This window comes from Microbispora sp. CL1-1 (assembly GCF_012034195.1).
Classification (GTDB): Bacteria; Actinomycetota; Actinomycetes; order Streptosporangiales; family Streptosporangiaceae; genus Microbispora.
In genome coordinates this window covers 31,094-53,286 of the sequence record NZ_JAATEK010000024.1, presented here as the reverse complement: position 1 = coordinate 53,286, position 22,193 = coordinate 31,094, and the positions used below count along the sequence as shown (strand labels likewise).

At 72.2% G+C, this 22,193-nt stretch carries 19 protein-coding genes; 8 read left to right on the top strand and 11 right to left on the bottom strand.

Features of this window, described 5'->3' with window-relative positions:
* Positions 1-35 precede the first annotated feature (35 nt).
* From HCK04_RS25350 to HCK04_RS25330, 5 genes are all read right to left on the bottom strand, one after another.
* On the bottom strand, positions 36-1,088 hold the full coding sequence (locus HCK04_RS25350) for an LLM class flavin-dependent oxidoreductase (protein WP_142649903.1): 1,053 nt from the start codon (positions 1,086-1,088) through the stop codon (positions 36-38).
* A 96-nt stretch (positions 1,089-1,184) separates the two neighbouring features.
* Positions 1,185-1,325 (bottom strand): hypothetical protein, encoded by a 141-nt coding sequence (locus HCK04_RS25345; protein WP_168066249.1) that lies wholly within the window; start codon positions 1,323-1,325, stop codon positions 1,185-1,187.
* Between the two features lie 239 nt (positions 1,326-1,564).
* On the bottom strand, positions 1,565-2,044 hold the full coding sequence (locus HCK04_RS25340) for a GntR family transcriptional regulator (protein ID WP_142649902.1): 480 nt from the start codon (positions 2,042-2,044) through the stop codon (positions 1,565-1,567).
* Between the two features lie 94 nt (positions 2,045-2,138).
* A complete protein-coding gene (gene radC / locus HCK04_RS25335) occupies positions 2,139-2,816 on the bottom strand; it encodes a DNA repair protein RadC (RefSeq protein WP_142649901.1) in 678 nt (225 codons plus the stop codon).
* 52 nt (positions 2,817-2,868) lie between these two features.
* The gene (locus HCK04_RS25330) at positions 2,869-3,606 is read right to left on the bottom strand and encodes a GntR family transcriptional regulator (RefSeq protein WP_142649900.1); all 738 of its coding nucleotides are present in this window, start codon (positions 3,604-3,606) and stop codon (positions 2,869-2,871) included.
* 221 nt (positions 3,607-3,827) lie between these two features.
* On the opposite strand from HCK04_RS25330, the gene HCK04_RS25325 reads away from it, so the two are divergent.
* The 4 genes from HCK04_RS25325 to HCK04_RS25310 all read left to right on the top strand — a co-directional run bounded on the left by HCK04_RS25325 (position 3,828) and on the right by HCK04_RS25310 (position 7,757).
* Positions 3,828-4,040 carry a hypothetical protein gene (locus HCK04_RS25325; protein ID WP_240971803.1) on the top strand — a complete coding sequence of 71 codons (213 nt, stop codon included), beginning with the start codon at positions 3,828-3,830 and terminating at the stop codon, positions 4,038-4,040.
* 473 nt (positions 4,041-4,513) lie between these two features.
* Positions 4,514-5,428 (top strand): 4-hydroxy-tetrahydrodipicolinate synthase, encoded by a 915-nt coding sequence (gene dapA, locus HCK04_RS25320; RefSeq protein WP_142649899.1) that lies wholly within the window; start codon positions 4,514-4,516, stop codon positions 5,426-5,428.
* Between the two features lie 95 nt (positions 5,429-5,523).
* A complete protein-coding gene (locus HCK04_RS25315; RefSeq protein ID WP_142649898.1) occupies positions 5,524-7,209 on the top strand; it encodes a ribonuclease J in 1,686 nt (561 codons plus the stop codon).
* A gap of 50 nt (positions 7,210-7,259) precedes the next feature.
* Positions 7,260-7,757 (top strand): DUF402 domain-containing protein, encoded by a 498-nt coding sequence (locus HCK04_RS25310; protein ID WP_142649897.1) that lies wholly within the window; start codon positions 7,260-7,262, stop codon positions 7,755-7,757.
* A gap of 247 nt (positions 7,758-8,004) precedes the next feature.
* On the opposite strand, the gene HCK04_RS25305 is transcribed toward HCK04_RS25310, so the two are convergent.
* From HCK04_RS25305 to HCK04_RS25285, 5 genes are all read right to left on the bottom strand, one after another.
* Positions 8,005-9,564: a DHA2 family efflux MFS transporter permease subunit gene (locus HCK04_RS25305; protein WP_142649896.1), complete on the bottom strand. Its 1,560-nt coding sequence runs from the start codon at positions 9,562-9,564 to the stop codon at positions 8,005-8,007.
* A 31-nt stretch (positions 9,565-9,595) separates the two neighbouring features.
* Positions 9,596-12,907 carry a BTAD domain-containing putative transcriptional regulator gene (locus tag HCK04_RS25300; RefSeq protein WP_142649895.1) on the bottom strand — a complete coding sequence of 1,104 codons (3,312 nt, stop codon included), beginning with the start codon at positions 12,905-12,907 and terminating at the stop codon, positions 9,596-9,598.
* 76 nt (positions 12,908-12,983) lie between these two features.
* Positions 12,984-14,105: a hypothetical protein gene (locus HCK04_RS25295; RefSeq protein WP_142649894.1), complete on the bottom strand. Its 1,122-nt coding sequence runs from the start codon at positions 14,103-14,105 to the stop codon at positions 12,984-12,986.
* Positions 14,102-15,361 (bottom strand): glucarate dehydratase family protein, encoded by a 1,260-nt coding sequence (locus tag HCK04_RS25290; protein ID WP_142649893.1) that lies wholly within the window; start codon positions 15,359-15,361, stop codon positions 14,102-14,104. Before HCK04_RS25290 ends, HCK04_RS25295 begins: the two co-directional genes overlap by 4 nt.
* A complete protein-coding gene (locus tag HCK04_RS25285) occupies positions 15,358-16,260 on the bottom strand; it encodes a 5-dehydro-4-deoxyglucarate dehydratase (protein WP_142649892.1) in 903 nt (300 codons plus the stop codon). Before HCK04_RS25285 ends, HCK04_RS25290 begins: the two co-directional genes overlap by 4 nt.
* Positions 16,261-16,871: 611 nt before the next feature.
* Between HCK04_RS25285 and HCK04_RS25280 the strand changes: the two genes are divergently transcribed.
* Complete coding sequence (locus HCK04_RS25280; protein WP_142649891.1) at positions 16,872-17,675, top strand: NAD(P)-dependent oxidoreductase; 804 nt, start codon at positions 16,872-16,874, stop codon at positions 17,673-17,675.
* Between the two features lie 13 nt (positions 17,676-17,688).
* Entirely contained in the window at positions 17,689-19,092 is a 1,404-nt protein-coding gene (locus HCK04_RS25275) for an aldehyde dehydrogenase (NADP(+)) (protein WP_312845768.1), read from the top strand.
* A 68-nt stretch (positions 19,093-19,160) separates the two neighbouring features.
* On the opposite strand, the gene HCK04_RS25270 is transcribed toward HCK04_RS25275, so the two are convergent.
* On the bottom strand, positions 19,161-19,865 hold the full coding sequence (locus HCK04_RS25270; protein ID WP_142649889.1) for a TetR/AcrR family transcriptional regulator: 705 nt from the start codon (positions 19,863-19,865) through the stop codon (positions 19,161-19,163).
* 120 nt (positions 19,866-19,985) lie between these two features.
* Here HCK04_RS25270 and HCK04_RS25265 point away from each other — a divergent pair, with 120 nt between their 5' ends.
* The gene (locus HCK04_RS25265) at positions 19,986-21,605 is read left to right on the top strand and encodes an FAD-dependent monooxygenase (protein ID WP_142649888.1); all 1,620 of its coding nucleotides are present in this window, start codon (positions 19,986-19,988) and stop codon (positions 21,603-21,605) included.
* Between the two features lie 55 nt (positions 21,606-21,660).
* The gene (locus HCK04_RS25260; RefSeq protein WP_168066247.1) at positions 21,661-22,086 is read left to right on the top strand and encodes a nuclear transport factor 2 family protein; all 426 of its coding nucleotides are present in this window, start codon (positions 21,661-21,663) and stop codon (positions 22,084-22,086) included.
* The last annotated feature ends 107 nt before the right edge of the window (positions 22,087-22,193 follow it).

Genomic DNA, 22,193 nt, shown 5'->3' with positions numbered 1-22,193 from the left:
GATCTTTTTCTGAGGACGCGTTCTGAGGGGCCCGGTCAGCCCGCGACCGGGGGCGCCTCCCCGTCCGGCCCTGTCGCGGGTCGCCAGCCGAGTTCGGGCCCCAGCCTCGTGGCGATGTCGGTGAGGATCTGCACGTAGTCCTCGTGGCCGAAGGTGAACGGCAGCGCGAACGCGACCTCGTCGATCTCCCGGAAGGCGGCGTGCGCGTACAGCCGCTCGGCGATTTCCGCCGAGCTGCCGACGAGATCGGGCGCGAACATCATGCGGGCAGGTCCCTGCGGTGCGGCGGTGCGGGGCGTGCGCTTGGCGGCGTACTCCTCGTACTTGGCCCGCTGCTCCGGCGTCGCCGTGTCGGTGGGGATGACGACCAGCCCCTGGGAGACGCGGGCCTTCTGCCCGTCGGGGTGGCGGTCGCGGAACTCCCGAATGTGGGAGAGCTGGATCTCGGCGAAGTCCTCCGACTCCTCCGCCTTGACGACGCTGCTGGTCAGGAAGTTCATGCCGTGTTCGCCCGCCCATCGGGCCGAGCGGAGGCTGGCGCCGCCGTACCACATGCGATCGCCCAGCCCCGGCGAGTGCGGCTGGACCCGGTCGGAGAAGACCTCGAACCCCTCGGTGCCGCTGAAATCGGTGACCGGCTCGCCGCGTACGAAGGACAGCAACCGGCGCACCCGCTCGTAACTGAAGTCCTCCAGGTCGGCGGTCCCGGGGTGGAGCGCGTCCTTGACCTGGTCGTAGTGCATCGGGGGCCCGACGCTGACGCCCGGGTTGAGCCGGCCCCCGGACAGGATGTCCACCGTGGCAAGGTCTTCGGCGAGCCGTAGTGGGTTCTCCCAGCCGAGGGGGGTGACCGCCGTCCCCAGCTCGATGCGGGTGGTGCGCTGGGAGGCCGCCGCCAGGATGGCGACCGGGGAGGAGATGCCGTACTGCAGATGGCGGTGCCGCACCCAGGCGCTGTCGAAACCGAGCCGCTCGCCCAGCTCGATGATCCGCAGCGTCGACTCGTGTCCCGGGCGCGGGTCGTCCCCGTCGAACAGTCCGATGGTCAGAAAACCCAGCTTGCGCAGTGGTTGTGTGGGCACCGGCATGATGACCTTCCTCCTCTTTGTCCAAAGCCAACCAGGAATGAGGGGAAATAATTGCCGGGGCCCGGCGGCTCCGCAACACTCGACGTCCTCGCTGGTCTACGACCGGCCGGCCGGTGCGCCGAACGGCCCGGCGTAGTCCGCGCGGCGCCGCCTGATGACGGTCTCGACCACGATCAGGTTGACGACCCAGCCCAGCGTCTGCCCGACCGGGATCATCGAGTTCGCGAGCTCTCCCATCGCTTCGGCCCCGCGGAAGGGGCCTGCACCAGCAGGAGCAGGGGAACGAGGACGCGCGCGGTGACGGCGAGGAACGCCGAGGAGATAGGCCCGGCCGAGCGCCCGGTGGACTCGCCTGCGAGCCCGCACCTTGGGCATGAACTGCAGGGAGCCGAGCACGAGCGCCACCGCGCCACGGAAGCCTTCACGCAGACAGCGAGGCGGCGTCGGGTTGGTCAGGCGGCGCTCGGGTGGTGCGATCAGTCCTTCGGCCAGTTGTCTGGGGAAGACACATAAGTGCCGCGATGGGGAACGGTGAACACCCATCCCTGCTTGCGAAGGAAGTCCACGGCGTTGCGAGCGGTGGCCTTGGCGACGCCGTACTGCTTCATCAGCGCCTTCTCCGGCGGAATGCGCCGATTCGGCACGAGGTCTCCGTTGCGGATCTGTTCCAGGATCTCGGCCGCTATGCGCTGGTAGACAGGCGTCCGTTCGGCTGACCGTGGAGTGCCCGGCTGTCCGACGAACGTTCCTTCGCCTTGGACGGTGTAGACGAGGCCCTGCTCGCGAAGCTCCCGGGTGACGCGTCGTGCCGTGAGGCGGGCGATGCCGTATTCGGCTTCCATCTCGGTCTCGCTCGGGACGGCGTCGCCCGGCTCAAGCTCGCCGTGATCGATCTGCTCTCGGATGATCTCGGCGATCTGTTTGTAGATCGGCACCGGACCGTCGCGATCAATCATGAAGGAATGATAGACGAAACCGGACGTCTACCTACAAAGCAGACAACCACCGGCTAGATGTATAGGAGTAGTAGACCGCTATAGCTAATATGGTCTACGCGTCGTCGACCTGGCCGTCAGACGCGATCCGGCGCCAGGCGGTGTCGGTGACGATCACGTGGTCGAGGAAGCGGAGGCCGACGGTGTCGGCGGCCTCGTGGAGGCGGGCCGTGACCTCGACGTCGGCGGGGCTGGGGTCGAGCGATCCGCTCGGGTGGTTGTGGGCGAGGCCGAAGGCGGCACCGCCGGAGAGGAGGACGGTCGTGACGATGTCGCGGACGGGCGCGGGAGTGTGGTCGCTGCCGCCCTCGGTGACAACGGTCCGGCGGAGCACGGCGCCGCGGCCGTCGCACACGATCACGACGAGCCGCTCGCGCGGCTGTCCGTGCAGCAGGGGAGCGGCAGCCGAAGCGATGTCGGCCGAGCAGGTGATCCGGCTTCGCTCCGGCTCCGCCTGGGCCCGCCGTACGAGATGGAACGCGGCCGCCACACGGGCGGCCTTGGCGGGGCCCACACCTGGGACGGCGAGCAGCCGGTGGGCCTCGGAACGGGCAAGCTCCCCGAGGTCGCCACAGTGGGCGATGAGCTGGGAGGCGAGTTCGACGGCGCTCACGCCCCTGCTGCCCGAGCCGAGCAGCAGGGCGAGCAACTCCCTGTCGGCGAGCGCGGCGGCTCCCGACGTCAGCAGCCGCTCACGCGGCTGGTCGGCCAGGGGCATGTCCTTGACGCGCATCGGCACCTCCGGATGGGGGATCCGGATTGGTTGTACCAGTGGGCACCGACAGTCAGAGGGGGCTGGGAATGCCGTAGACCAGCCGGAACCTGTCGCCGGGCACCACGGCGTCGCTGGTCTCGACCGGGCGCTCCCCGGTCCAGTACGTACGCTCGATCTGGAGCACCTGGACGCCGGCGGGCAGTTCGAGCAGGTCGCTCTCGGTCGGCTGGGGGACACGGATGAGCACGCTCTCGCTGATCTCCGTGACAGGCAGGCCGCTCGCCGCGAGCCGGAAGGCCGCGCTCCTGCGTTCGTACGTGCCCTCTTCGGGCGCCTGGCTCTGGCCGGGCTCGATCGGCTCGTACGAGGTGAGCAACTGCACCGGGCGGCCGTCCCCGCGGAAGATGTAGCGGGTTCTGATCACCGGGCTGCATTCCCCGATGCGGAGCCGGCGGGCGATGTCGGGAGGAGCGTCGGTGAGCTCGCTGCGCCAGCTCCAGCTGGGTTGTCGGCCGCCCGCCTGCATGTCGCTCGCGAAGGCGGCGTGCGGTTCGGGATAGCGGCTGCGGTGGAGCGGGAGCAGGATCGGTTTCTCCCGCACCCGGTGGCCGGAGCCCACCCGGCCGATGATGAGGCCCTCCTGGGCGAGCACGCGCAGCGCGTGGCGGGCGGCCGTTTCTCCGACGCTGTATTTCCGGGTGATCTGGTGCCGCGAGGGGATCGGTGCGCCCGGGGGGAGCGTGCCGTCGACGATCTGGCGGCGAATGTCCTCGACTACGCGCAGGTAGACCGGATCAGAGTTTGCCATCAATCCATCCCTGAGGGGGTGACGGGTCCTCCAAATCTTGGCGTATTCGCCGGGCGACCGAGAGTGACGGGGATGGCCTGTGACTCCAACTTTACCTGGTGAAAGGGCTGCTAATGGGTGATTGTGCCGCTAAGCGGCCAGGTGCTGATATTCCCCTTCCACCGCCCTATCACGGTATCCATGCCAGCCCTCCACGGGACGGGCACAAGCGGATCAAATGGATGCAGCCCACCAACCGCAGCGATCGCGTACGGGTGCGCCGACACACGTGCGAGTGCAAGCCGACGATCTATGAGCTGTGCGCGGCGGGCGGCCTGTTGTTCATCCGGCGGACGACCCGGGGCAAGAACCCGGAGGTCCGCGAGACCGAGCGGCTCGTGGCCGCGCGCATGGAGGAGCTGTGGGTGCGGCTCCTCGCAGGCGAGGTCCACTGACGTGGTCGCGGCTTCCGCCGCGGCCCGCCGCCCGCCCCGAAGGGGCTCGAAGGCCAGCGCAAACCCGTAAGGGCACGCGAAGGCTCGCGCGAAAACCGTGCAGGCCGGCGGAGGCTCCGCCAACCTGTGGAGGCCCGCGCGGGTTCGCGAAAACCCGTGAAGGCCCGCGGGCTCGCGAAAGACCCCCGAGGCCCCCCAGGAGACCCCTCGAAGACCGCTCGAAGACCCCGAAGATCCCCTAAGAACCCCCGGAGGTGCAGAAGCCGCTGTTCGCGGCCTTCCGGAAAATTCTCGCCAGCGGCGTGTAACGTCCGCGTAAGACGCGGCGATTTTCGGTTAGAGGTCGCTGATGTGTGTACCCCCGAGCACATATCGGCGGCCTCTTCCGCTGTCAGCACCGCTCACGGGGCGGTACTGGACATAACGGGGTGGCGAGGTCCATCACTCCTGCGGATCCGGGTACCGTTCGGTCTATGGCATCGCCTACTGGAACCTCCGACGCCCCCTTCGGCCGCACGCTGACCGCCATGGTCACACCGTTCACCTCTGACGGCGCCGTCGACTATGAGGGCGTCCAGCGGCTCGCCGCCTATCTCGTGGACGAGCAGCGCAACGACGGCCTGGTCGTCAGTGGCACGACAGGGGAGTCCCCCACCACCTCCGACGAGGAGAAGGACCGAATCCTGCGCGCGGTCGTCGAGGCCGTCGGCGACCGGGCCACCGTCGTGGCCGGTGCCGGCACCAACGACACGCGGCACAGCGTCGAGCTGGCCAGGGCCGCCGAGCGCGCCGGTGCGCACGGTCTCCTGGTGGTGACCCCCTACTACAACAAACCGCCGCAGGAGGGTCTGCTCCGGCACTTCACGGCCGTCGCCGACGCGACCGGCCTGCCGGTGATGCTGTACGACATCCCGGGCCGAGCCGGGGTGCCCATCACGATCGAGACCCTGTTCCGGCTGGCCGAGCACCCGCGCATCGCCGCCGTCAAGGACGCCAAGGGCGACCTGTTCACGGGCTCGCAGGTGATGGCCTCCACCGATCTCGTCTTCTACTCCGGCGACGACCTGCTGAACCTGCCGTGGCTTTCCGTCGGCGCGGCCGGGTACGTCAGCGTGGTGGGCCACGTGGTGGGCGCCGAGCTGGCCGCGATGGTCGACTCCTACCGGTCCGGTGATGTCGAGAACGCTTTGGCCGTCCACCGTCAGCTCCTTCCGGTGGTCTCGGCGATCATGACCCGCACCCAGGGGGCGATCATGGTCAAGGCGGCGTTGAAGCTGGTGGGCCAGGACGCGGGATACGTCCGGCCGCCGCTCGTGGACGCCACGGAGGAGCAGACGACAGCGCTTCGGGAGGACCTCATCACGGGGGGCCTCAAGCTTGTGGATTAGATCAACAGATGGAGCCGAATGAGCGACTTGATCAGAAGGAACGACGATAGGGAACTGCGCGCGCACGGCGAGCGGCCCGGGGCGGAGGGCGCGGAATGAGTCATCCGCATCCCGAACTCGGTCCGCCTCCGGCGCTGCCGGAAAACGGCCTGCGCATCGTCGCGCTGGGCGGCCTCGGTGAGATCGGCCGCAACATGGCGGTGTTCGAGTATGACGGCCGCCTGCTCGTGGTGGACTGCGGCGTGCTGTTCCCCGAGCCCGACCAGCCGGGCGTCGATCTCATCCTGCCCGACTTCGACTACATACGGGGGCGGCTCGACGACATCGAGGCGCTCGTGCTCACGCACGCCCACGAGGACCACATCGGCGCGGTGCCCTACCTGCTGCGCGAGCGGCGCGACATCCCGATCGTCGGTTCGCGGCTGACGCTCGGGCTCATCGAGAGCAAGCTGACCGAGCACCGGATGCAGCCGGTCAAGGTCGAGGTGGCCGAGGGCGAGCGGCGCACGTTCGGGCCGTTCGAGTGCGAGTTCGTCTCGGTCAACCACTCGATCCCCGACGCGCTGGCCGTGGCGATCCGCACCCCTGCGGGCCTCGTCCTCCACACCGGCGACTTCAAGATGGACCAGCTTCCGCTGGACGGGCGGCTGACCGACCTCGGGGCGTTCGCCCGGCTCGGGGCCGAGGGCGTCGACCTGCTGATGTCCGACTCCACCAACTCCGAGGTGCCGGGCTTCGTCACCAGCGAGCGGGAGATCGCGCCGGTCATCGACGACGTCTTCCGCAGCGCGACCAAGCGGATCATCGTTGCGAGCTTCGCCTCGCACATCCACCGCGTGCAGCAGATCATGGACGCGGCCGAGAAGCACGGCCGCAAGGTCGCGCTCATCGGCAGGTCGATGGTGCGCAACATGGGCGTGGCGCGCGAGCTGGGCTACCTGAAGGTGCCCGGTGGCCTGCTCGTGGACTCCCGGGAGATCGAGGAGTGGCCGCCGGAGGACGTGGTGCTGATCTGCACCGGCTCCCAGGGCGAGCCGATGGCCGCGCTGTCACGCATGGCCAACCGCGACCACCCGATCAGGATCGCCGAGGGCGACACCGTCCTGCTCGCCTCGTCGCTCGTGCCGGGCAACGAGACGGCGGTCAGCAAGGTCATCAACGGCCTCAACCGGTGGGGCGCTCGGGTGGTCCACAAGGGCAACGCGCGGGTGCACGTCTCCGGGCACGCCGCCGCGGGCGAGCTGCTGTACGTGCTCAACCTCACCAAGCCGTCCAACTTCATGCCCGTACACGGGGAGTGGCGGCACCTGCGGGCGCACGCCAGGCTCGCCGAGCTGACCGGCGTCCCCCGGGAGAACATCGTGATCGCCGAGGACGGCGTGGTCGTCGACCTCGTCGACGGCCAGGCGAGGATCACCGGCGCGGTTCCGTGCGGGTACGTCTTCGTGGACGGCACCTCGGTGGGCGACATCACGGACGTGGCGCTCAAGGACCGGCGGATCCTGGGCGACGAGGGGTTCATCTCCATCGTCGTCGTGGTCGACTCCACCACGGGGAAGCTCACCGGGGGCCCGGAGATCACCGCGCGCGGCTCGGGCATCGACCCCGACGCGTTCGACGCGGTCATCCCGCAGATCGAGGTCGCGCTGCAGGAGGTCGCCGCGTCCGGAGTGGCCGACGAGCTGCAGATCCGCCGGACCATCAGGCGTACGGTGGGGCGCTGGGTGAGCGACACCTACCGCCGCCGCCCGATGATCATCCCGGTGGTCGTCGAGGTCTGACGGGTTTATCCCGTTGTACTCGGAGACGGGCGTGGCGTAGCGTCCCGCCCGTGTCCGAGGTGAGGATCGTCTACCGCAAGTACGGCGGGTCGCTGCACTGGCACCAGTACGCGCGGGTGCTGGGCGAGGACGAGCACGGCGTCTGGACCGGATGTCCCCCGGGCACCGTCGGCCGGCGGGGAAACGAGCCGCCGGTGGTCTGGGAGGACGCCTTCGTGATGCTGTTCCCTGGGAACGCGTGGTGGACGGCCACGTTCAACTCCCCGTCGAACCGGTGCGCCATCTACTGCGACGTCACCACCGTGCCCGTCCGCGGCGACGGCCGGATCACGATGGCCGACCTCGATCTCGACGTGCTCCGGATGCGCGACGGCCGGGTGATCCTGGACGACGAGGACGAGTTCGCCGTCCACCAGGTGCGGTACGGCTACCCGGAGGAGGTCGTCCGCCAGGCGGAGCGGTCGGCCGCCTGGCTGATGGAGGCGGTGGCCGCGCGGACCGGCCCCTTCGGCGGCGCCCACCACCGCTGGCTGTCCCTCGTGAGATAGGGACCACGCCCGCCTTGATGTAGGCACCATGCAGGACCGAGGCCATGGGAAACCCTCTGTGGCTCATGACCACGCCCGCTTTGATGCAGGCACCATGTCCCATGCCTCGGCGGGCAGTGCCTCGCCGGGCCACGCCTCAGTGGGCCGGGCCTCAGTGGGCCGGGCCTCAGTGGGCCGGGCCTCAGTGGGCCGGGTCTCGGCGGGGGCGCCCCCAGTGTGCGGGGACGCCCCAGGCGTGTGGCCCGCATCAGTGGGCCGTGACCGCGCCCTCGGCGGGCTGCCCGCCGGTCTCCTCGTCCTCGGTCTCGGGGATCACCTTGGGCACGCCGCGCAGTGCGAACGGCACGGCGACCGCGAGCACGAGCAGGATGGCCGCGCCGGTCAGCACGGTGACGTGGATGCCTTCGACGAACGCCTGGCGGGCGGCCCGGGCGACGGCCCCCGCGGCGTCGCCCGGGAGCGTGGCTGCGACCTTCAGCGCGCCCGCGAGCGTGTCGCGTGCCTCGGCCGCGGGCCCGCCGGGCAGGCCGGGCGGAAGCGCCAGGCCGTTCCGGTAGGCGCTGGTCAGCACGGTGCCGAGCACGGCGATGCCGAGCGCGCCGCCCATCTCGTGCGCCGTCTCCGAGATCGCGCTCGCCGCGCCGGCCCGTTCCTTGGGCACCGAGGCGAGCAGCGTGTCGCCGGTCACCGCGAACGTGAAACCCATCCCGATGCCCTGGATGATCATGGCGACCAGCATGTAGAGATAGGGCGTCTCCGTGTCGATCCGGCTGAACAGGATGAACCCGGTCGCGGTCAGCACCAGCCCGAGGCTGACGACCGGCCCGCGGCCCCACCGGTGCACGAGCACACCGGACAGCGCGCCGCCGAGGCCCCCGGCGAGGCCGCCCGGCAACCCGGCGAGCCCCGCGGTCAACGGCGACCAGCCCATGACGAGCTGGAAATACTGCGCGAAGACCACCGACATGGCGAGCATCGCGAAGACCGCGACCAGTTCGGCGCCGACCGTGGCCGCGAACGCCCACCGCCGGAACAGCGCCACGTCGATCAGCGGCTCGGCCAGCCGGGTCTGCCTGCGGACGAAGACGACCAGCGCGGCGACCGCGACCACCGCCGCGACGATCACGGGGGCCTGCGCGACGCCGCCGGTCGTGGCCTCCTTCATCGCGTAGATCAGGCCGAGCACGCCTGCGGCGGACAGCGGAACGCTGACGAGGTCGAGCCGTCCGGGCCGGGGGTTGCGCGACTCGGGCAGCACGACGAACCCGGCGGCCAGGACGGCCACGACGACGGGCACGTTGATCAGGAAGACCGAGCCCCACCAGAAGTGGTCGAGCAGCAGGCCGCCGACGACGGGCCCGAGGGCGAACCCGATCGCGCCCACGCTGCTCCAGATGCCGACCGCGGTGGTCCGCTCCTTCGGGTCGGAGAACACGTTGCGGATCAGCGACAGCGTCGAGGGCATGATCGTCGCGCCGGCCACGCCGAGGAGCGCCCGAGCGGCGATCAGCAGCGGGGCGTTCGGCGCGAACGCCGTGAGCACCGAGGTCGCGCCGAAGGCGGCCAGGCCGGTGAGCAGCAGGCGTTTGCGCCCGATCCGGTCGCCGACGTTGCCCATGGTCACGAGCAGCGCGGCCAGCGCGAAGCCGTAGATGTCGGCGATCCACAGCAACTGGGTGGCCGAGGGCGCCAGGTCCTCGCCGAGCTTCGGCAGGGCGAGGTGCAACACGGTGAGATCGAGGGACAGCAGGAGCATGGCCAGGCAGGCGACGACCAGCGTGCCCCATTTGCGAGAGGTGCCGTTCATGGCCGTCAGCGTGCGCCCGGGCGCTGACGGCTCATCCACCGAGCGCTGACAGGTGCCTTTCGATGACGGTCAGCGCCGCCGCCTCCGTGTCCTCCGCGGCGCCCTCCGCAGCCCCCTCCGCGGCACCCCTCGTGACGCCCGCCGTGGCCGGCACCCGCTGCCGCGTGAACGCCTCGGCCTCGGCGTACGTCCGGTCGAAGGCGTCGTCGCCGAGGACGGTCCGGCAGCGCGCCTCGATCCGGGCGACGTCCGGATCGCGGACGGCGGGCGCTCCGCGCAGCGCGCCGCCGACGCCCAGCAACCAGGCGGCCCGCTCGGGGGCCTCCTCCAGCAGCGCGACGCCGGCGACGCCCTCCGCGACCGCGGCGGTCATGGCGAGGCTGCGGGTGCCGAGGCCGGTGGTGAGGGCGCGGCGGTGCCACGCCAGCGCCTCGGCGGCCTGGCCCGACATCTGCGCGGCCCAGCCGAGCGCGAGATAGACGTGCGAGCGCGTCTCCTCGGCGGTGAACCACTCGGCCGTGCACTCCGCCAGGGCCGTCTCGTACCACCGCCGGGCCCCGGGCAGGTCGCCGTCGTGCCGGGCGAGCTCGCCGAGCCCGAGGAGCGCCGTCGCGAGGATCTCCGGTGCGCCCGTGCGCCGGGACAACTCGGCGGCCCGCTCGAAGTCGGCCCTCGCGGCGTCCATGTGCCCGGAACGCATGCGGGCCCAGCCGCGCCGGCAGAGGCTCTCGGCGAGGTCCGCCGTGGCGCCCAGCCGCTCGGCCAGGTCGATCGCCTCGTTGGTCAGCGCCTCGACCCGTTCGAGATCGCCCCGCCCGTCGGCGACGTCCGACATCGCGGACAACATCATCACGCGGAGCCAGACGTCCCCGGCGGCGCGGGCGTCGCGGAGCGCGCCGGTGAGCTCCTGCTCAGCCTCGTCGAGCCGGCCGTCGAACGCCTTGAGATAGGAGAGGCTGAACCGGCTGAGCATCCGCGTCCACGGGTCGCGCTCCAGCGCGCGGAACAGGTCCTCCATCCGGCCGAGCATCTCCCCGGAGGGTGGACCGCTGATCATCGCGTTCAGCACGAGGAGGTACGGCTGACGGGGCGGCATGGGCAGCGTGTAGGTCCGGCCGATGGCCTCGGCCACGAGCGCGTCCAGGGCGGGGCCGCTCGTTCCGCCCCAGGCCACGAGGCAGGCGCACACGACGTGCTCCTCCTCCAGGCCCTCGGGCGGCGTGGCGCCGACCTCGCCCAGCAGTTCGGCGCCCAGCCGGGCGGCCTCGCCGCGCAGCCCGCGCAGCAGCCAGTAGCCGGCCGTGGCCGACAGCAGCCGCAGCGCGGGTGCCAGATCACCCGCGCGTACGGCACGGCGCAGCGCGGCCTGCAGGTTGTCGCGCTCGCCGTCCAGCCGGCGCAGCCACTCGATCTGACCATGCCCACGCAGGTGCGGGTCGGCCGTGGCGGCCAGGTCGAGGATGTACGCGAGGTGGGCCTGCCGCATGGTCTCGCTCTCGCCGGCCTCGGCGAGCCGTTCGGCGCAGAACGCCCGGATCGTCTCCAGCATCCGGTAGCGGTCGTCCACCACCTCGACGAGGGACTTGTCCACCAGGGAGGCGAGCACACCGTCGGTGTCGGGCAGGCCGCACACCCGCTCGGCCGCCTCCAGCGTCGCGCCGCCCGCGAAGACCGTCAGCCGCCGGGCGAGCGCGCGCTCCGGCTCGTCGAGCAGGTCCCAGCTCCACTCGACGACCGCGCGCAGCGTCCGGTGGCGCGGCTGGGCCGTACGGCTGCCGCGCGACAGCAGCGCGAAGCGCGGGGCGTCGCCCTCCGCCGCCGGGTCGCCGTCGTCGCCGCCCAGCCGGACGGCGATCCGGGCCAGGGGCAGCGAGCGCAGCCGCGCGGCGGCCAGTTCGACGGCGAGCGGCAGCCCGTCGAGCGCCCGGCAGATCCGCAGCACGTGCCCGACGTCGCCGGGCGTGAGGACGAATCCGGGGCGTACGGCGGCCGCCCGCTCGGCGAACAGCCGTACGGCCGGATAGGCGAGCGCGTCCTCCACGGAGGGCTCGGCGGCGGACTCGCCGGCGGCTTCGTCGGCGGGCGGCGGGACCCGCAGCGGGGGCACCGGGCACAGGCGCTCGCCGGTGATGCCGAGCGCCTCCCGGCCGGTGGCCAGCACGCGCAGGGCGGGGCACGCCGCGAGCAGCCGGTCGGCGAGCCGGGCCGCCTCCTCCACGACGTGCTCGCAGTTGTCGAGCACGAGCAGCACCGGCCGCAGGGTGAGGGCGGCCACGAGGCGGGCGACCGGATCGGCGGCGCCCTGCCGCGTGCCGGGAGCGGGGATGGCCGCGGCGGTCTCGCGCAGCCCGAGCGCGCCGAGCACGGCCTGCGGCACGTCGGCGCCGTCGGTGAGCGGGGCCAGCTCCACGAGGCAGACCTCGCCCGGCCACCGGCCGGCCGCCTCGATCGCCAGCCGGGTCTTCCCGGTGCCGCCCGGGCCGATGAGCGTCACCAGCCGCGCCTCGGCGAGCAGCGCGCCGATGCGCTCCAGCTCGTCGTCGCGGCCCACGAGAGAGGTGAGCGGGACGGGGCGCCCGCCGGTCGCGGCGGAGGCGGAGGCGGGAGCGAGGGAGGGATCGGAGCGCAGCACCGCGAGGTGGATCGCGGCCAGCTCGGCCGAGGGATCGACGCCCAGCTCGTCGGCGAGCACCCGCCGGGCCTCGTCATAGACGGCCAGCGCCTCCGCCGGGCGGCCCGCAGCGTACAGCGCGCGCATGAGCTGTCCGCGCGAGCGCTCCCGCAGCGGGTGTGTCGCGACCCGTTCCTGCAGCTCGGGCAGCAGGTCGCGGTGCCGCCCGAGGGCGAGGCGGGCCTCGGTGAGGTCTTCGGCCGCCGACAGGCGCAGCTCCTCCAGCCGGGCCGCCTGGACGGGTGCGAACGGCGCGTCGGGCACGTCCGCGAGCGCGGGCCCGCGCCACAGCGCGAGGGCCTGGTCGAGCAGGCCGGCGGCCCCGGCGGGGTCGCCCGCGTCGAGCGCCCGCCGCCCCTCGGCCGCCAGCCGTTCGAAGCGCGGCGCGTCCACGTCGTCCGGGTCCACCGCCAGCCGGTAGCCCGCGGGTTCCCGTACGACGAGGTCGCCGAGGTGCTGGCGCAGCCGCGACACCTGGGCCTGCAGGGCGTTGGTCGCTCCGGCGGGAGGCTCGGCGCCGTAGAGGCCGTCGATCAGGCGTTCGGTGGTGACGACCCGCCCCGCGTTGAGGAGCAGCAGGCCGAGCAGCGCCCGCACCCCCGGCCCGCCGACCGGGACCGGGCGCTCGCCGTCGGGCCGCGCCTGCGTGGGGCCGAGGATGCCGAACCGCATGCCCATGATTGTCCCGCATCGTGTCGGTCTCTGGGGTGGGCTCGGCACGGGTTCGGCACGGGTTCGGCACGGTGCCTCAGCGGCGGATCGCCTCGGCGATCGCCTTCAGCCGGGCCGCGGAGGCGAGGCCGCCGTGATACCAGTGGATCTCGTCGGCACCCGCGGCCGTGTAGGCCTCGGCGAGGAACGACAGCGCCGCGCCGTCCGCCGGGCGCGGGGGCAGGGCCAGCACGTACGCGCCCACGCGGGGGCCGAGCCGGCCCAGGGCGCGCAGCCCGGCCTCGTCCACCTCGGGGGCGTTCCAGCAGTTGCCGACGAGCACGTCGACGTCCACCCCCTCGGGCACGGTCGCGAACGGGCTGGTCGCCCACGGGTCGGCGTTGGCGTGCAGGGCGATCTTCAGGCCGGGCCGCACCGCCCTGGCCTCGGCCAGCAGCAGGTCGCGCAGTTCGCCCGCGAGCCCCGTGCGCAGGTCGCGCACCGGGCCGGCGAGGTCGCCGAGCGCGTCCTCGACCGAGCGCGGCGCGCCGTCGACGCCCGCCCGCACCCTGGCGCGGACCTCGGCGAAGTCCAGCCCGGCCGCCTCATAGCGGCGCAGGCAGGCCGCGCAGAAGCACAGCGACAGCAGCGCGATCTGCGCGGGCGACCAGTCGGCGCCGTCGGTCTTCTCGTGGTGGCCGCCGTGCCGGAAGCCGAGCGCGCCGCACGCCTCCAGGATCAGCGCGTCGGGGTCGCCCGCCTCGACGACCTCGTGGACCAGCGTGCGGCAGTAGTCGCGCACGTCGGCCGCCGCCGGGCACAGCGCGTACGGATAGAGCTCGCCGAAGGCGTTGGTGACGACCAGGTCGGGGTTGGCCGCGCCGAGCAGCGTGCTGTGGGTCAGCACGGTCCACGCGTGGACCGGCAGCCCGACGGCGCGCAGGGCGTCCCTCGCCTCCCCGAACGGGTCGCCCGAGTCCACCCACGACGGCGTGCCGGGCACGAGCCGCGACCCCTTCCACGCCTCCTCGCGTACGGGGACGTAGCAGGCGGCGTGCCGGGCGTCGACCAGCCGGTGCGCCGGATGGAAAGGGGTGGCGGCGCGGGTGGTGTGGTAGGAGGCGGCGAGCGCCACCGCGTCGACGCCGAGCGCCTTGAGGCGTGCGGCGGCGCCGGGGTCGCCGACGATGTCCCAGGGGTAGGCGTAGATGACGTTCACCAGCGTGGCCTCCGAGCGGAGAAGGACGGGTCGACGGACCGCATGTACGTCGTGTCGTCGCGGGAGCGTACCCCGCACTTCTCATACTGCTCGTTCATGATTGCGAGGGCGTCGCGGTCGAGTTCCACTCCGAGTCCCGGGCCGTCGGGCACCGGGACCGCGCCGTCCACGAACCGCAGCGCGCCGGGGACGACCACGTCCTGGCCGTCCTGCCAGGGCGTGTGGGTGTCGCAGGCGTGGGTGACCGACGGGGTGGCGGCGGCCAGGTGGGTCATCGCGGCGAGGCTGATGCCGAGGTGGGAGTTGCTGTGCATGGACAGCTCGATGCCGAAGGTCGCGCACAGTGTGGCGATGTGCGCCGAGCGCACCAGGCCGCCCCAATAGTGGTGATCGGTCAGCAGCACGCCGATCGCGTTGCGCCGGACGGCCTCGGGCAGGTGCTCGGGCGTCACGACGCACATGTTGGTGGCGAGCGGCATCGGCACCTCGGCGGCGACCCGGGCCATGCCCTCGATGCCCTCGGTCGGGTCCTCCAGATATTCGAGCACGCCGTCGAGCTCGCGGCCCACCCGGATCGAGGTCTCCACGCTCCAGACGGCGTTGGGGTCGAGGCGCAGCGGATGGTCGGGGAACGCCTCGCGCAGCGCGCGGGTCGCCTCGATCTCCTGCTCGGGCGGGAACACGCCGCCCTTGAGCTTGATCGAGCGGAAGCCGTACCGGCCGATCAGCATCCGGGCCTGCTCGACCACTCCTTCGGGGTCGAGTGCGGCGCCGAAGCCGTCGTCCGGCGCGCCCGGGTGGCCCGCCCACTTGTAGAACAGATAGGCGCTGTACGGCACGGCGTCGCGCACCCTGCCGCCGAGCAGGTCCACGACGGGCCGGCCCACCGCCTTGCCCTGGATGTCGAGGCATGCCACCTCGAAGGGGGAGAAGATCCGGTCGACGGTCTTGGCCCGCGAGGAGGTGCCGGTCAGGCCGTGCAGGTCGGTGACGACGTCGGCCCCGACGAGGCCGGCCACGGTGGCGTACATCGCGTTGTGGCCGTAGACGTCGTGTCCGATCAGCGCCTCGGCGGCGGCCCGCACCCGCACGAGGTGGTCGAGGTCGCCGTAGGTCTCGCCGAGGCCGGTGAGCCCCTCGTCGGTGACGACCTCGACGATCGTGCGCAGCGCCCACGGTTCGTGCACGCCGGCGGCGTTGAGCAGCGGCGGGTCGCGGAAGGCGACCGGCGTGACGTTGATCTCGCGAATCCTCATCCCACGATCTCCAATCCGGCCTCGATCAGCCGCTCCAGCCGGGCCACGTGCTCGGGCGCCGCGTCGACCAGCGGCGGGCGCACCGGGCCCACGTCGAGGCCGCGCAGTGCGACGCCGGCCTTGATGAGCGAGACGGCGTAGCCGGGCACGAGGTCGCGCAGCTCGACCAGCGGGCGGTAGAAACCGGCGAGCAGGCGCCGCACGAGGTCGTCGTCCCCGGCGGTCACGGCCTTGTGGAAGGCCAGCGCCACCTCGGGGAGGAAGCAGAACACGGCGGAGGAATACAGGCTCACGCCGATCCCCCGATAGGCGGGCACGGTCATCTCGGCCGTCGGCAGCCCGTTGAAGAACGTGAAGTCGCCGTCGGTCGCGTCCCTGACGGCGAGCACGATGCGCTGCATGGCGTCGACGTCGCCCAGGCCGTCCTTGAACCCGACGACGTTGGGGATCTCGGTGAGCGCCACGGCGGCGGCGGGCGTGAAGCGGGCGTTGGCCCGTTGGTAGACGATGATCGGCAGGTCGGTGGAGGCCGCGATCTCACGGACGTAGCGGACCAGCCCGTCGGCGGGCGCGCTGACCAGGTAGGGCGGCAGCAGCAGCAGGCCGTCGGCGCCCGCGTCGGCGGCCCTGTGCGCGCACTCGCGGGCGAACGGGAGGGAGCCGCCCGCTCCCGACAGCACGGGCACCCGCCCGTCCGCCGACTCGACGGCGATCCGCACCACCCGTGCGTACTCGTCGATGCCCAGTGCGTTGAACTCGCCGGTGCCACAGGCGGCGAACACCCCGCCCGCGCCCTCGGCCACCCCTCGGCTCACGTGCTTGGCCAGCACGTCCTCGGCCAGCTCACCGTCCGAGCCGAACGGTGTGACCGGAAAGAAGAGAACGCCGTCGAGCTGCATCCGCCCACCCCCCTTGGTGTCCACATATATGGACAGAGTTCTTCAATATGTCCCCGAAGCTAGCCGGATCATCCGATGAAAGTCAACTTTGTCACCCTTTGGCCGCGCCGCTGCTGCCCGCGGCGCTGGTCGGCCCGCGGCGCTGCGGGCCGAGCTTGTAGGCGGGCGTCATCGGCATCTCTCCGGAGCCAGGCTGCCGGCGGCAGGGGCGAGTGCGGGGGGTGAGTGCAGGGGGCGAGTGCGGGGGGTGAGTGCAGGGAGTGAGTGCGGGGGGTGCGTGCGCCGATCGGACAGATGACGCGGCATGTGCCCGCCTCCGGTTCACGTGTTTGGGGTGGTTCACGTTCTGAATCGGCCCCGCAATTGTGATTGCTCGCTAGCAAGACCGTAGAAATTGGCATCAGTTGCGTCAAGGAGAGATGTCGGGTCAGATATGTGAACCATGCACGTGCTTGTGAACATTTGTGGGTTGCTGCGAGACTGACGCCGTTCCGCATCGACACGGTCCATACGTCGCTTGGACGATCACGGAGCGCCGCGCACCGGCGCGGGCACCAAGATCCCCATCGCCGGGGCCGCGCTCCATGCAGGGCCGATCCGACAGGAGGCACATGCGAATTCTCATGACCGGCGCGGCGGGCGGCGTCGGCACCCTGCTGCGACCCCGGCTGGCCAGAGAGGGGCGCGTGCTGCGCCTGCTCGACGTCGTCCCGCTGGAGGCGGGCCCGGGCGAGGAGGCCGTGACCGCCGACATCACCGACCCCGCCGCGATGGAAGCGGCGATGGACGGCGTGGACGCCGTGCTGCACCTGGGCGGCCACAGCGTCGAACAGCCGTGGGCGGACATCCTGCAGGTCAACATCAACGGCACCTACGTCGTGCTGGAGGCCGCGAGGCGGGCCGGAGTGCGCCACGTCGTGCTGGCCAGCAGCAACCACGCGGTCGGGTTCCACCCGCGCGGCGAGGGCGAGGCGCCCGACTACCTGTTCCCGCGCCCCGACACCTTCTATGGCGTGAGCAAGGTGACCAAGGAGGCGCTCGGCTCGCTCTACCACGACCGCTACGGCATCCAGGTGACCTGCCTGCGCATCGGCTCGTGCTTCGAGAAGCCCAGGGACGTGCGCATGCTGTCGACCTGGCTGTCCCCGGACGACTGCGCGCGGCTGGTCGAGGCGTCGCTTGCGGCCGACGGCTTCCACGTGGTGTGGGGCGTGTCCGCCAACACACGCCGCTGGTGGTCGCTGGAGGAGGGCCGGGCCATCGGCTACGAGCCCAAGGACGACTCGGAGGTGTTCGCCGAGAAGCTGATCGCCGAGCACGGCGAGCCCGATCTCGGCGAGCTGCCGCACTCCCTGGTCGGCGGGGCGTTCTGCGGTCCCCGTTACGATGTCGGGAATCTGACGGCGGAAAAGTGAGGTGACCGATCAGGTGATCGATTCCGTACAGGCGGCGGTCGAGCGAGCCGCGACGGCGGGCGAGGCGTGGCGGGCGACGCCCCCGGCCGAGCGAGCCACCGTGCTCGAAAGTGTCGCCGACGCCCTGCTCAAGCACGCCGAGGAGCTGTGGCCTGCCGCCGCGGAGGAGACCCGGCTGCCGGAGGCGCGGCTGCGCGGCGAGATCGCCCGTACGGCCGCGCAGTTCCGGCTGTTCGCCGACGTTCTGCGGGACGGCGGCTGGGTCGAGGCGGTGATCGACCACCCCGACCCCGGCGCCACCCCGCCCCGGCCCGACCTGCGGCGGATGAACCACCCGCTCGGCGTCGTGGCCGTCTTCGCGGCCAGCAACTTCCCCTTCGCGTTCTCGGTGGCGGGCGGCGACACGGCGTCGGCGCTCGCGGCCGGCTGCCCGGTCGTGGTCAAGGCCCACGAGGGGCATCCCCGCACCTCCGACCTGACCGCCTCCGTCGTACGGCAGGCCCTGCCCGACCCCGACCTGCTCGGGCTCGTGCACGGGTTCGAGGCGGGGGCTCCGCTGGTGCAGCACCCGCTCGTCACGGCGGTCGGCTTCACCGGCTCCCTCGCGGGCGGCACGGCCATCCAGCGGCTGATCGACGAGCGGCCCGACCCCATCCCGTTCTACGGCGAGCTGGGCAGCGTCAACCCGGTCGTCGTGTTGCCGTCGGCCGGCCCCGCCGAGGTGGCCTCCGGGTTCGCGGCCTCGCTCACGCTGGGGGTGGGACAGTTCTGCACCAACCCCGGCCTGGTCTTCGTACCGGCCGAGGGCGGGTTCGAGGAGGCCATCGCCGAGGCGGTCGGCGCGACCAGCGGCGGGCCCATGCTGACCGGCAAGATCCGCGAGGGCTACCTGCGGGCGTCCGGCCGGCTGGCCGAGCGGCTCCCCGTGCTGGCCGGCGGAAGCGAGGTGGACGGCATCACCCCACAGGTCTTCGCCGCCGACCTGGAGGCGTTCGCGGACGGGCTGCCCGAGCTGGCGGAGGAGTGCTTCGGCCCGTCGGCGATCGTGATCCGCTATCGCGACGCCGCCGACCTGCCCGCCGTGCTGCGCCGGCTGCCCGGGTCGCTGACCGCGACCATCCACGCGGCCGGGCCGGAGGAGGCCCGCGATCTCGTGCCGGTGCTGCGGCGCCTGGCGGGGCGGCTCATCTGGAACGGCTGGCCCACGGGCGTCGCCGTCTGCTGGGCGATGCACCACGGCGGCCCCTGGCCCGCCTCCACTGCCCCGGCGCACACCTCCGTCGGCGCGGCCTCGATCAGCCGCTGGACCACCCCCGTGGCCTACCAGGACTGGCCGGCGGATCTGCTGCCGCCGGAGCTGCGCGACGACAACCCCCTCGGCGTGCCGCAACGCGTGGACGGCCGCCTGCGCGTCTGACACCACCGCGCTCGTCGCCGCGTGTTCGCTACCGCGCCGCTCCCGTTCCGGGGGAGCGGCGCGGACTGTTATTCGGCCCGCTGTTCCTTGTGCTGTTCCGACCGGTCTTCGGGTCGCTGTTCCGACCGGTCTTCGGGGTGCCGTTCGGGGCCGAGCCCGAGGAGCCGGGCGACCAGGGAGACCTGCTCGGCGTAGTGCCGGACGAACTCGGGGGAGTGGGGATCGGCTCCGCAGACGCCCTCGACGACGTGTGGCAGGGTGACGGGGGCCATGGCGGCGGCCATCAGCATGATGCTCAGACAGGCCGGATCGACCTCGTCCGGCAGCCGGCCCGCCGCCTGCCGGGCGCGGACCTCGTCCACGTAGCCCCGCAGCGCCTCGGAACGCGGCGCCTGGTCGGGATCGGTGTGCGGCCCCGCGTACTCCAGGCCGCTCCACGCCAGCAACCGGACACCGTCCGGGTTGTCCAGCGCCTCCAGCGCGTACCTGCGGATCTGCTCGGGCAGCGGCGTGGCGGGCGACACGAGCTCGCCCTGACGCTGCCGCCAGCGTTCCCCGAGGGCCCGATAGAGGCCCTCCTTGCCGTCGAAGTAGTACGAGATCAGCTGCTGGTTGACGCCGGCCCTGGTGGCGATCGCGCTGAGCCGGGCGCCCGCGTAGCCGTGCGCGGCGAACTCGGCCGTGGCCGCGTCCAGGATGAGCCCGCGGGTGCGCTCCGGGTCGCGCTGCCGTTCCTGGGGCTTGGGCGATCTGCGGGGCTTCGGCGTGGACATGATCCGATCGTAGCGCTGACAGTGTCATCCATCCATTCAACACAATCAACCATCTGATTGACACAATTTTATAGACGGTTGATTATGGGTGCGACAGGTTCCGAACGGGAGGACGCACCCATGACCACGCCGTACGACGACAGGACCGCCGTTCTCATCGTGGGAGGAGGCATCACCGGCCTGTCCGCCGCGCTCTTCCTCACCCGCCTCGGGGTCCGCCCGATGCTGGTCGAACGGCATCCGTCGACGGCGATCACACCGCAGGCGCGGGCGTTCAACCCGCGCTCGATGGAGATCTACCGCTCGCTCGGGCTGGAGGAGGAGATCCGCGGGCGGCAGTCGATCCTCGCCGGCCTTCCGGAGATGATCGGCGCGGACACGCTGGCCGGCCGGGAGCGCTTCCGCGTGGACCTGCTCGCGCATGTCCGGCCGCCGTCATCGGTCGGCCCGGCCGACTGGGCGATGATCGACCAGGACGAGCTCGAACGGATCGTGCGCTGCCATGCCGAGAGCGGCGGCGCGGACATCCGCTTCGGCACCGAGCTGGTCTCCTTCGACGCCGACGACGACGGTGTGACGGCCGTCGTCCGCGACCTGCGCACCGGCGCCGACCGATGCGTCCGCGCCGATTATCTGGTCGCCGCCGACGGTCACCGCGCCGGCGTGCGCGGCCGGCTCGGCATCGGCGCGGACCAGCCGGGACCGGTGACCCACGTGGCGTACTTCGTCTTCGACGCCGACCTCACCGCCGTGCTGCGGGAACGCCGGTTCCTGCTGGCCTACCTCGACCGGCCGGTCACCGGCACCGTGCTCGTGCCGCTGCGGACCCCCGGGCGGTGGATGCTCGGCGTGCCCTACCGGCCGGGCGAGACCCCCGGCGACTTCTCCGAGGGGCGCTGCGCCGAGCTGGCCCGCCTCGCGACCGGGGTGGAAGACCTCGACCTCACGCTCGTGCCCCCGGTGCCGGGATGGCCGTGGGAGGTCTCCCACAGTACGGTCGGCGGGTGGGTCGCCCACCGATACCGGGCCGGGCGGGTGTTCATCGCCGGTGACGCCGCCCACGTCGTGCCGCCGTCCGGGTCGTACGGCGCGAACACCGGCATCGCCGACGCGCACAACCTGGCGTGGAAACTCGCCGCGGTGATCGGCGGCCGGGCGGGAGACGCGCTGCTGGACACCTACGAGACCGAGCGCCGGCCGGTCGCGCTGCTGACGCTGGAGACCGCGACGCGGCACCTCGCCGGTCGCCACGAAGGCACCGGCGAGGACGTCACCGCGATCGACGACCTGACCATGATCCTCGGGTACCGCTACGACTCCCCGGCGATCATCCCGGAGACGCCCGCGCCCGAGGCGCCGGCCGAGGACCCGCGGGCGCCCGGCGGGCGTCCGGGCCTGCGGGCGCCGCACGTATGGCTGGAGCGCGCGGGGACCAGGCTGTCCACGCTCGACCTGTTCACCGGAGCGTTCACCCTGTTGATCGGCCCGGACGGCGCGGAGTGGGCCGCGGAGGCCCCGGGCCGCGCCGGGCTGGACGTCCACCGGATCGGCGTCGATCTGCGTGATTCCGAAGGCCGGTTCTGCGAGGCGTACGGCATCACGAGGACCGGCGCGACCCTCGTCAGGCCCGACGGTTTCGTCGCCTGGCGGTCGAAGCAGAGCCCCCGCGGCGGGCGGCCGGGACGCCGGCTGGAGGAGGTGCTGGCCCGCCTGCTCGCTCCGGACGCCCGCCCGAGGTGAAGGGCCGGCGTCTCGATAGCCTGGACAACCAGGTGCGAGCATCGGGGGTCTCGCCGTGGCCGACGTGGTTGACCGATACTTCAGTGCGTACAACGCCCACGACCTGGACGAGGTCATGGGGTGCTTCTGCCTCAAGCCCGTCGCGGTGGGGCCGGGCGGCCCGGTGGAGGGCCGTTCGGAGGTGGCGTCCTACCACACCGCGATCTGGAGCGCGTTCCCCGACCTGCACGTCACGGTGTTGCGGAAGGTCGTGGAGGGCGACGTCGCGGCGGTCACCACGGTGGGGACCGGCAGGCACACCGGGCCCTTCCCGCTCACCACGGGTGAGGAGCTCCACGGCTCCTGGCGGTACGTCAGCGTGCGGTGCGGCTGGTTCTTCACCGTGCAGGACGGCCTGATCGTCGACCAGCAGATCTTCTTCGACCAGCTTGAGCTGTATCTCCAGCTCGGGCTGCCGCTGTCCCGCCTCGGCCCGCCCTGACGAGGGTGCGCGCGGCTCCTCCGCACACCGCCTCCGCACACCGCCTCCGCACACCGCCTCCGCACACCGCCTCCGCACACCGCCTCCGCACACCGCCTCTGCACGCG

What these genes read in the sequence shown, in the direction of transcription:
- HCK04_RS25350 (WP_142649903.1), bottom strand. Translation starts at nt 1,088, where the DNA reads ATGCCGGTGCCCACACAACCACTGCGCAAGCTGGGTTTTCTGACCATC.
- HCK04_RS25345 (WP_168066249.1), bottom strand. Translation starts at nt 1,325, where the DNA reads ATGGGAGAGCTCGCGAACTCGATGATCCCGGTCGGGCAGACGCTGGGC.
- HCK04_RS25340 (WP_142649902.1), bottom strand. Translation starts at nt 2,044, where the DNA reads ATGATTGATCGCGACGGTCCGGTGCCGATCTACAAACAGATCGCCGAG.
- radC (WP_142649901.1), bottom strand. Translation starts at nt 2,816, where the DNA reads ATGCGCGTCAAGGACATGCCCCTGGCCGACCAGCCGCGTGAGCGGCTG.
- HCK04_RS25330 (WP_142649900.1), bottom strand. Translation starts at nt 3,606, where the DNA reads ATGGCAAACTCTGATCCGGTCTACCTGCGCGTAGTCGAGGACATTCGC.
- HCK04_RS25325 (WP_240971803.1), top strand. Translation starts at nt 3,828, where the DNA reads ATGCAGCCCACCAACCGCAGCGATCGCGTACGGGTGCGCCGACACACG.
- dapA (WP_142649899.1), top strand. Translation starts at nt 4,514, where the DNA reads ATGGCATCGCCTACTGGAACCTCCGACGCCCCCTTCGGCCGCACGCTG.
- HCK04_RS25315 (WP_142649898.1), top strand. Translation starts at nt 5,524, where the DNA reads ATGAGTCATCCGCATCCCGAACTCGGTCCGCCTCCGGCGCTGCCGGAA.
- HCK04_RS25305 (WP_142649896.1), bottom strand. Translation starts at nt 9,564, where the DNA reads ATGAACGGCACCTCTCGCAAATGGGGCACGCTGGTCGTCGCCTGCCTG.
- HCK04_RS25300 (WP_142649895.1), bottom strand. Translation starts at nt 12,907, where the DNA reads ATGCGGTTCGGCATCCTCGGCCCCACGCAGGCGCGGCCCGACGGCGAG.
- HCK04_RS25290 (WP_142649893.1), bottom strand. Translation starts at nt 15,361, where the DNA reads ATGAGGATTCGCGAGATCAACGTCACGCCGGTCGCCTTCCGCGACCCG.
- HCK04_RS25285 (WP_142649892.1), bottom strand. Translation starts at nt 16,260, where the DNA reads ATGCAGCTCGACGGCGTTCTCTTCTTTCCGGTCACACCGTTCGGCTCG.
- HCK04_RS25280 (WP_142649891.1), top strand. Translation starts at nt 16,872, where the DNA reads ATGCGAATTCTCATGACCGGCGCGGCGGGCGGCGTCGGCACCCTGCTG.
- HCK04_RS25270 (WP_142649889.1), bottom strand. Translation starts at nt 19,865, where the DNA reads ATGTCCACGCCGAAGCCCCGCAGATCGCCCAAGCCCCAGGAACGGCAG.
- HCK04_RS25265 (WP_142649888.1), top strand. Translation starts at nt 19,986, where the DNA reads ATGACCACGCCGTACGACGACAGGACCGCCGTTCTCATCGTGGGAGGA.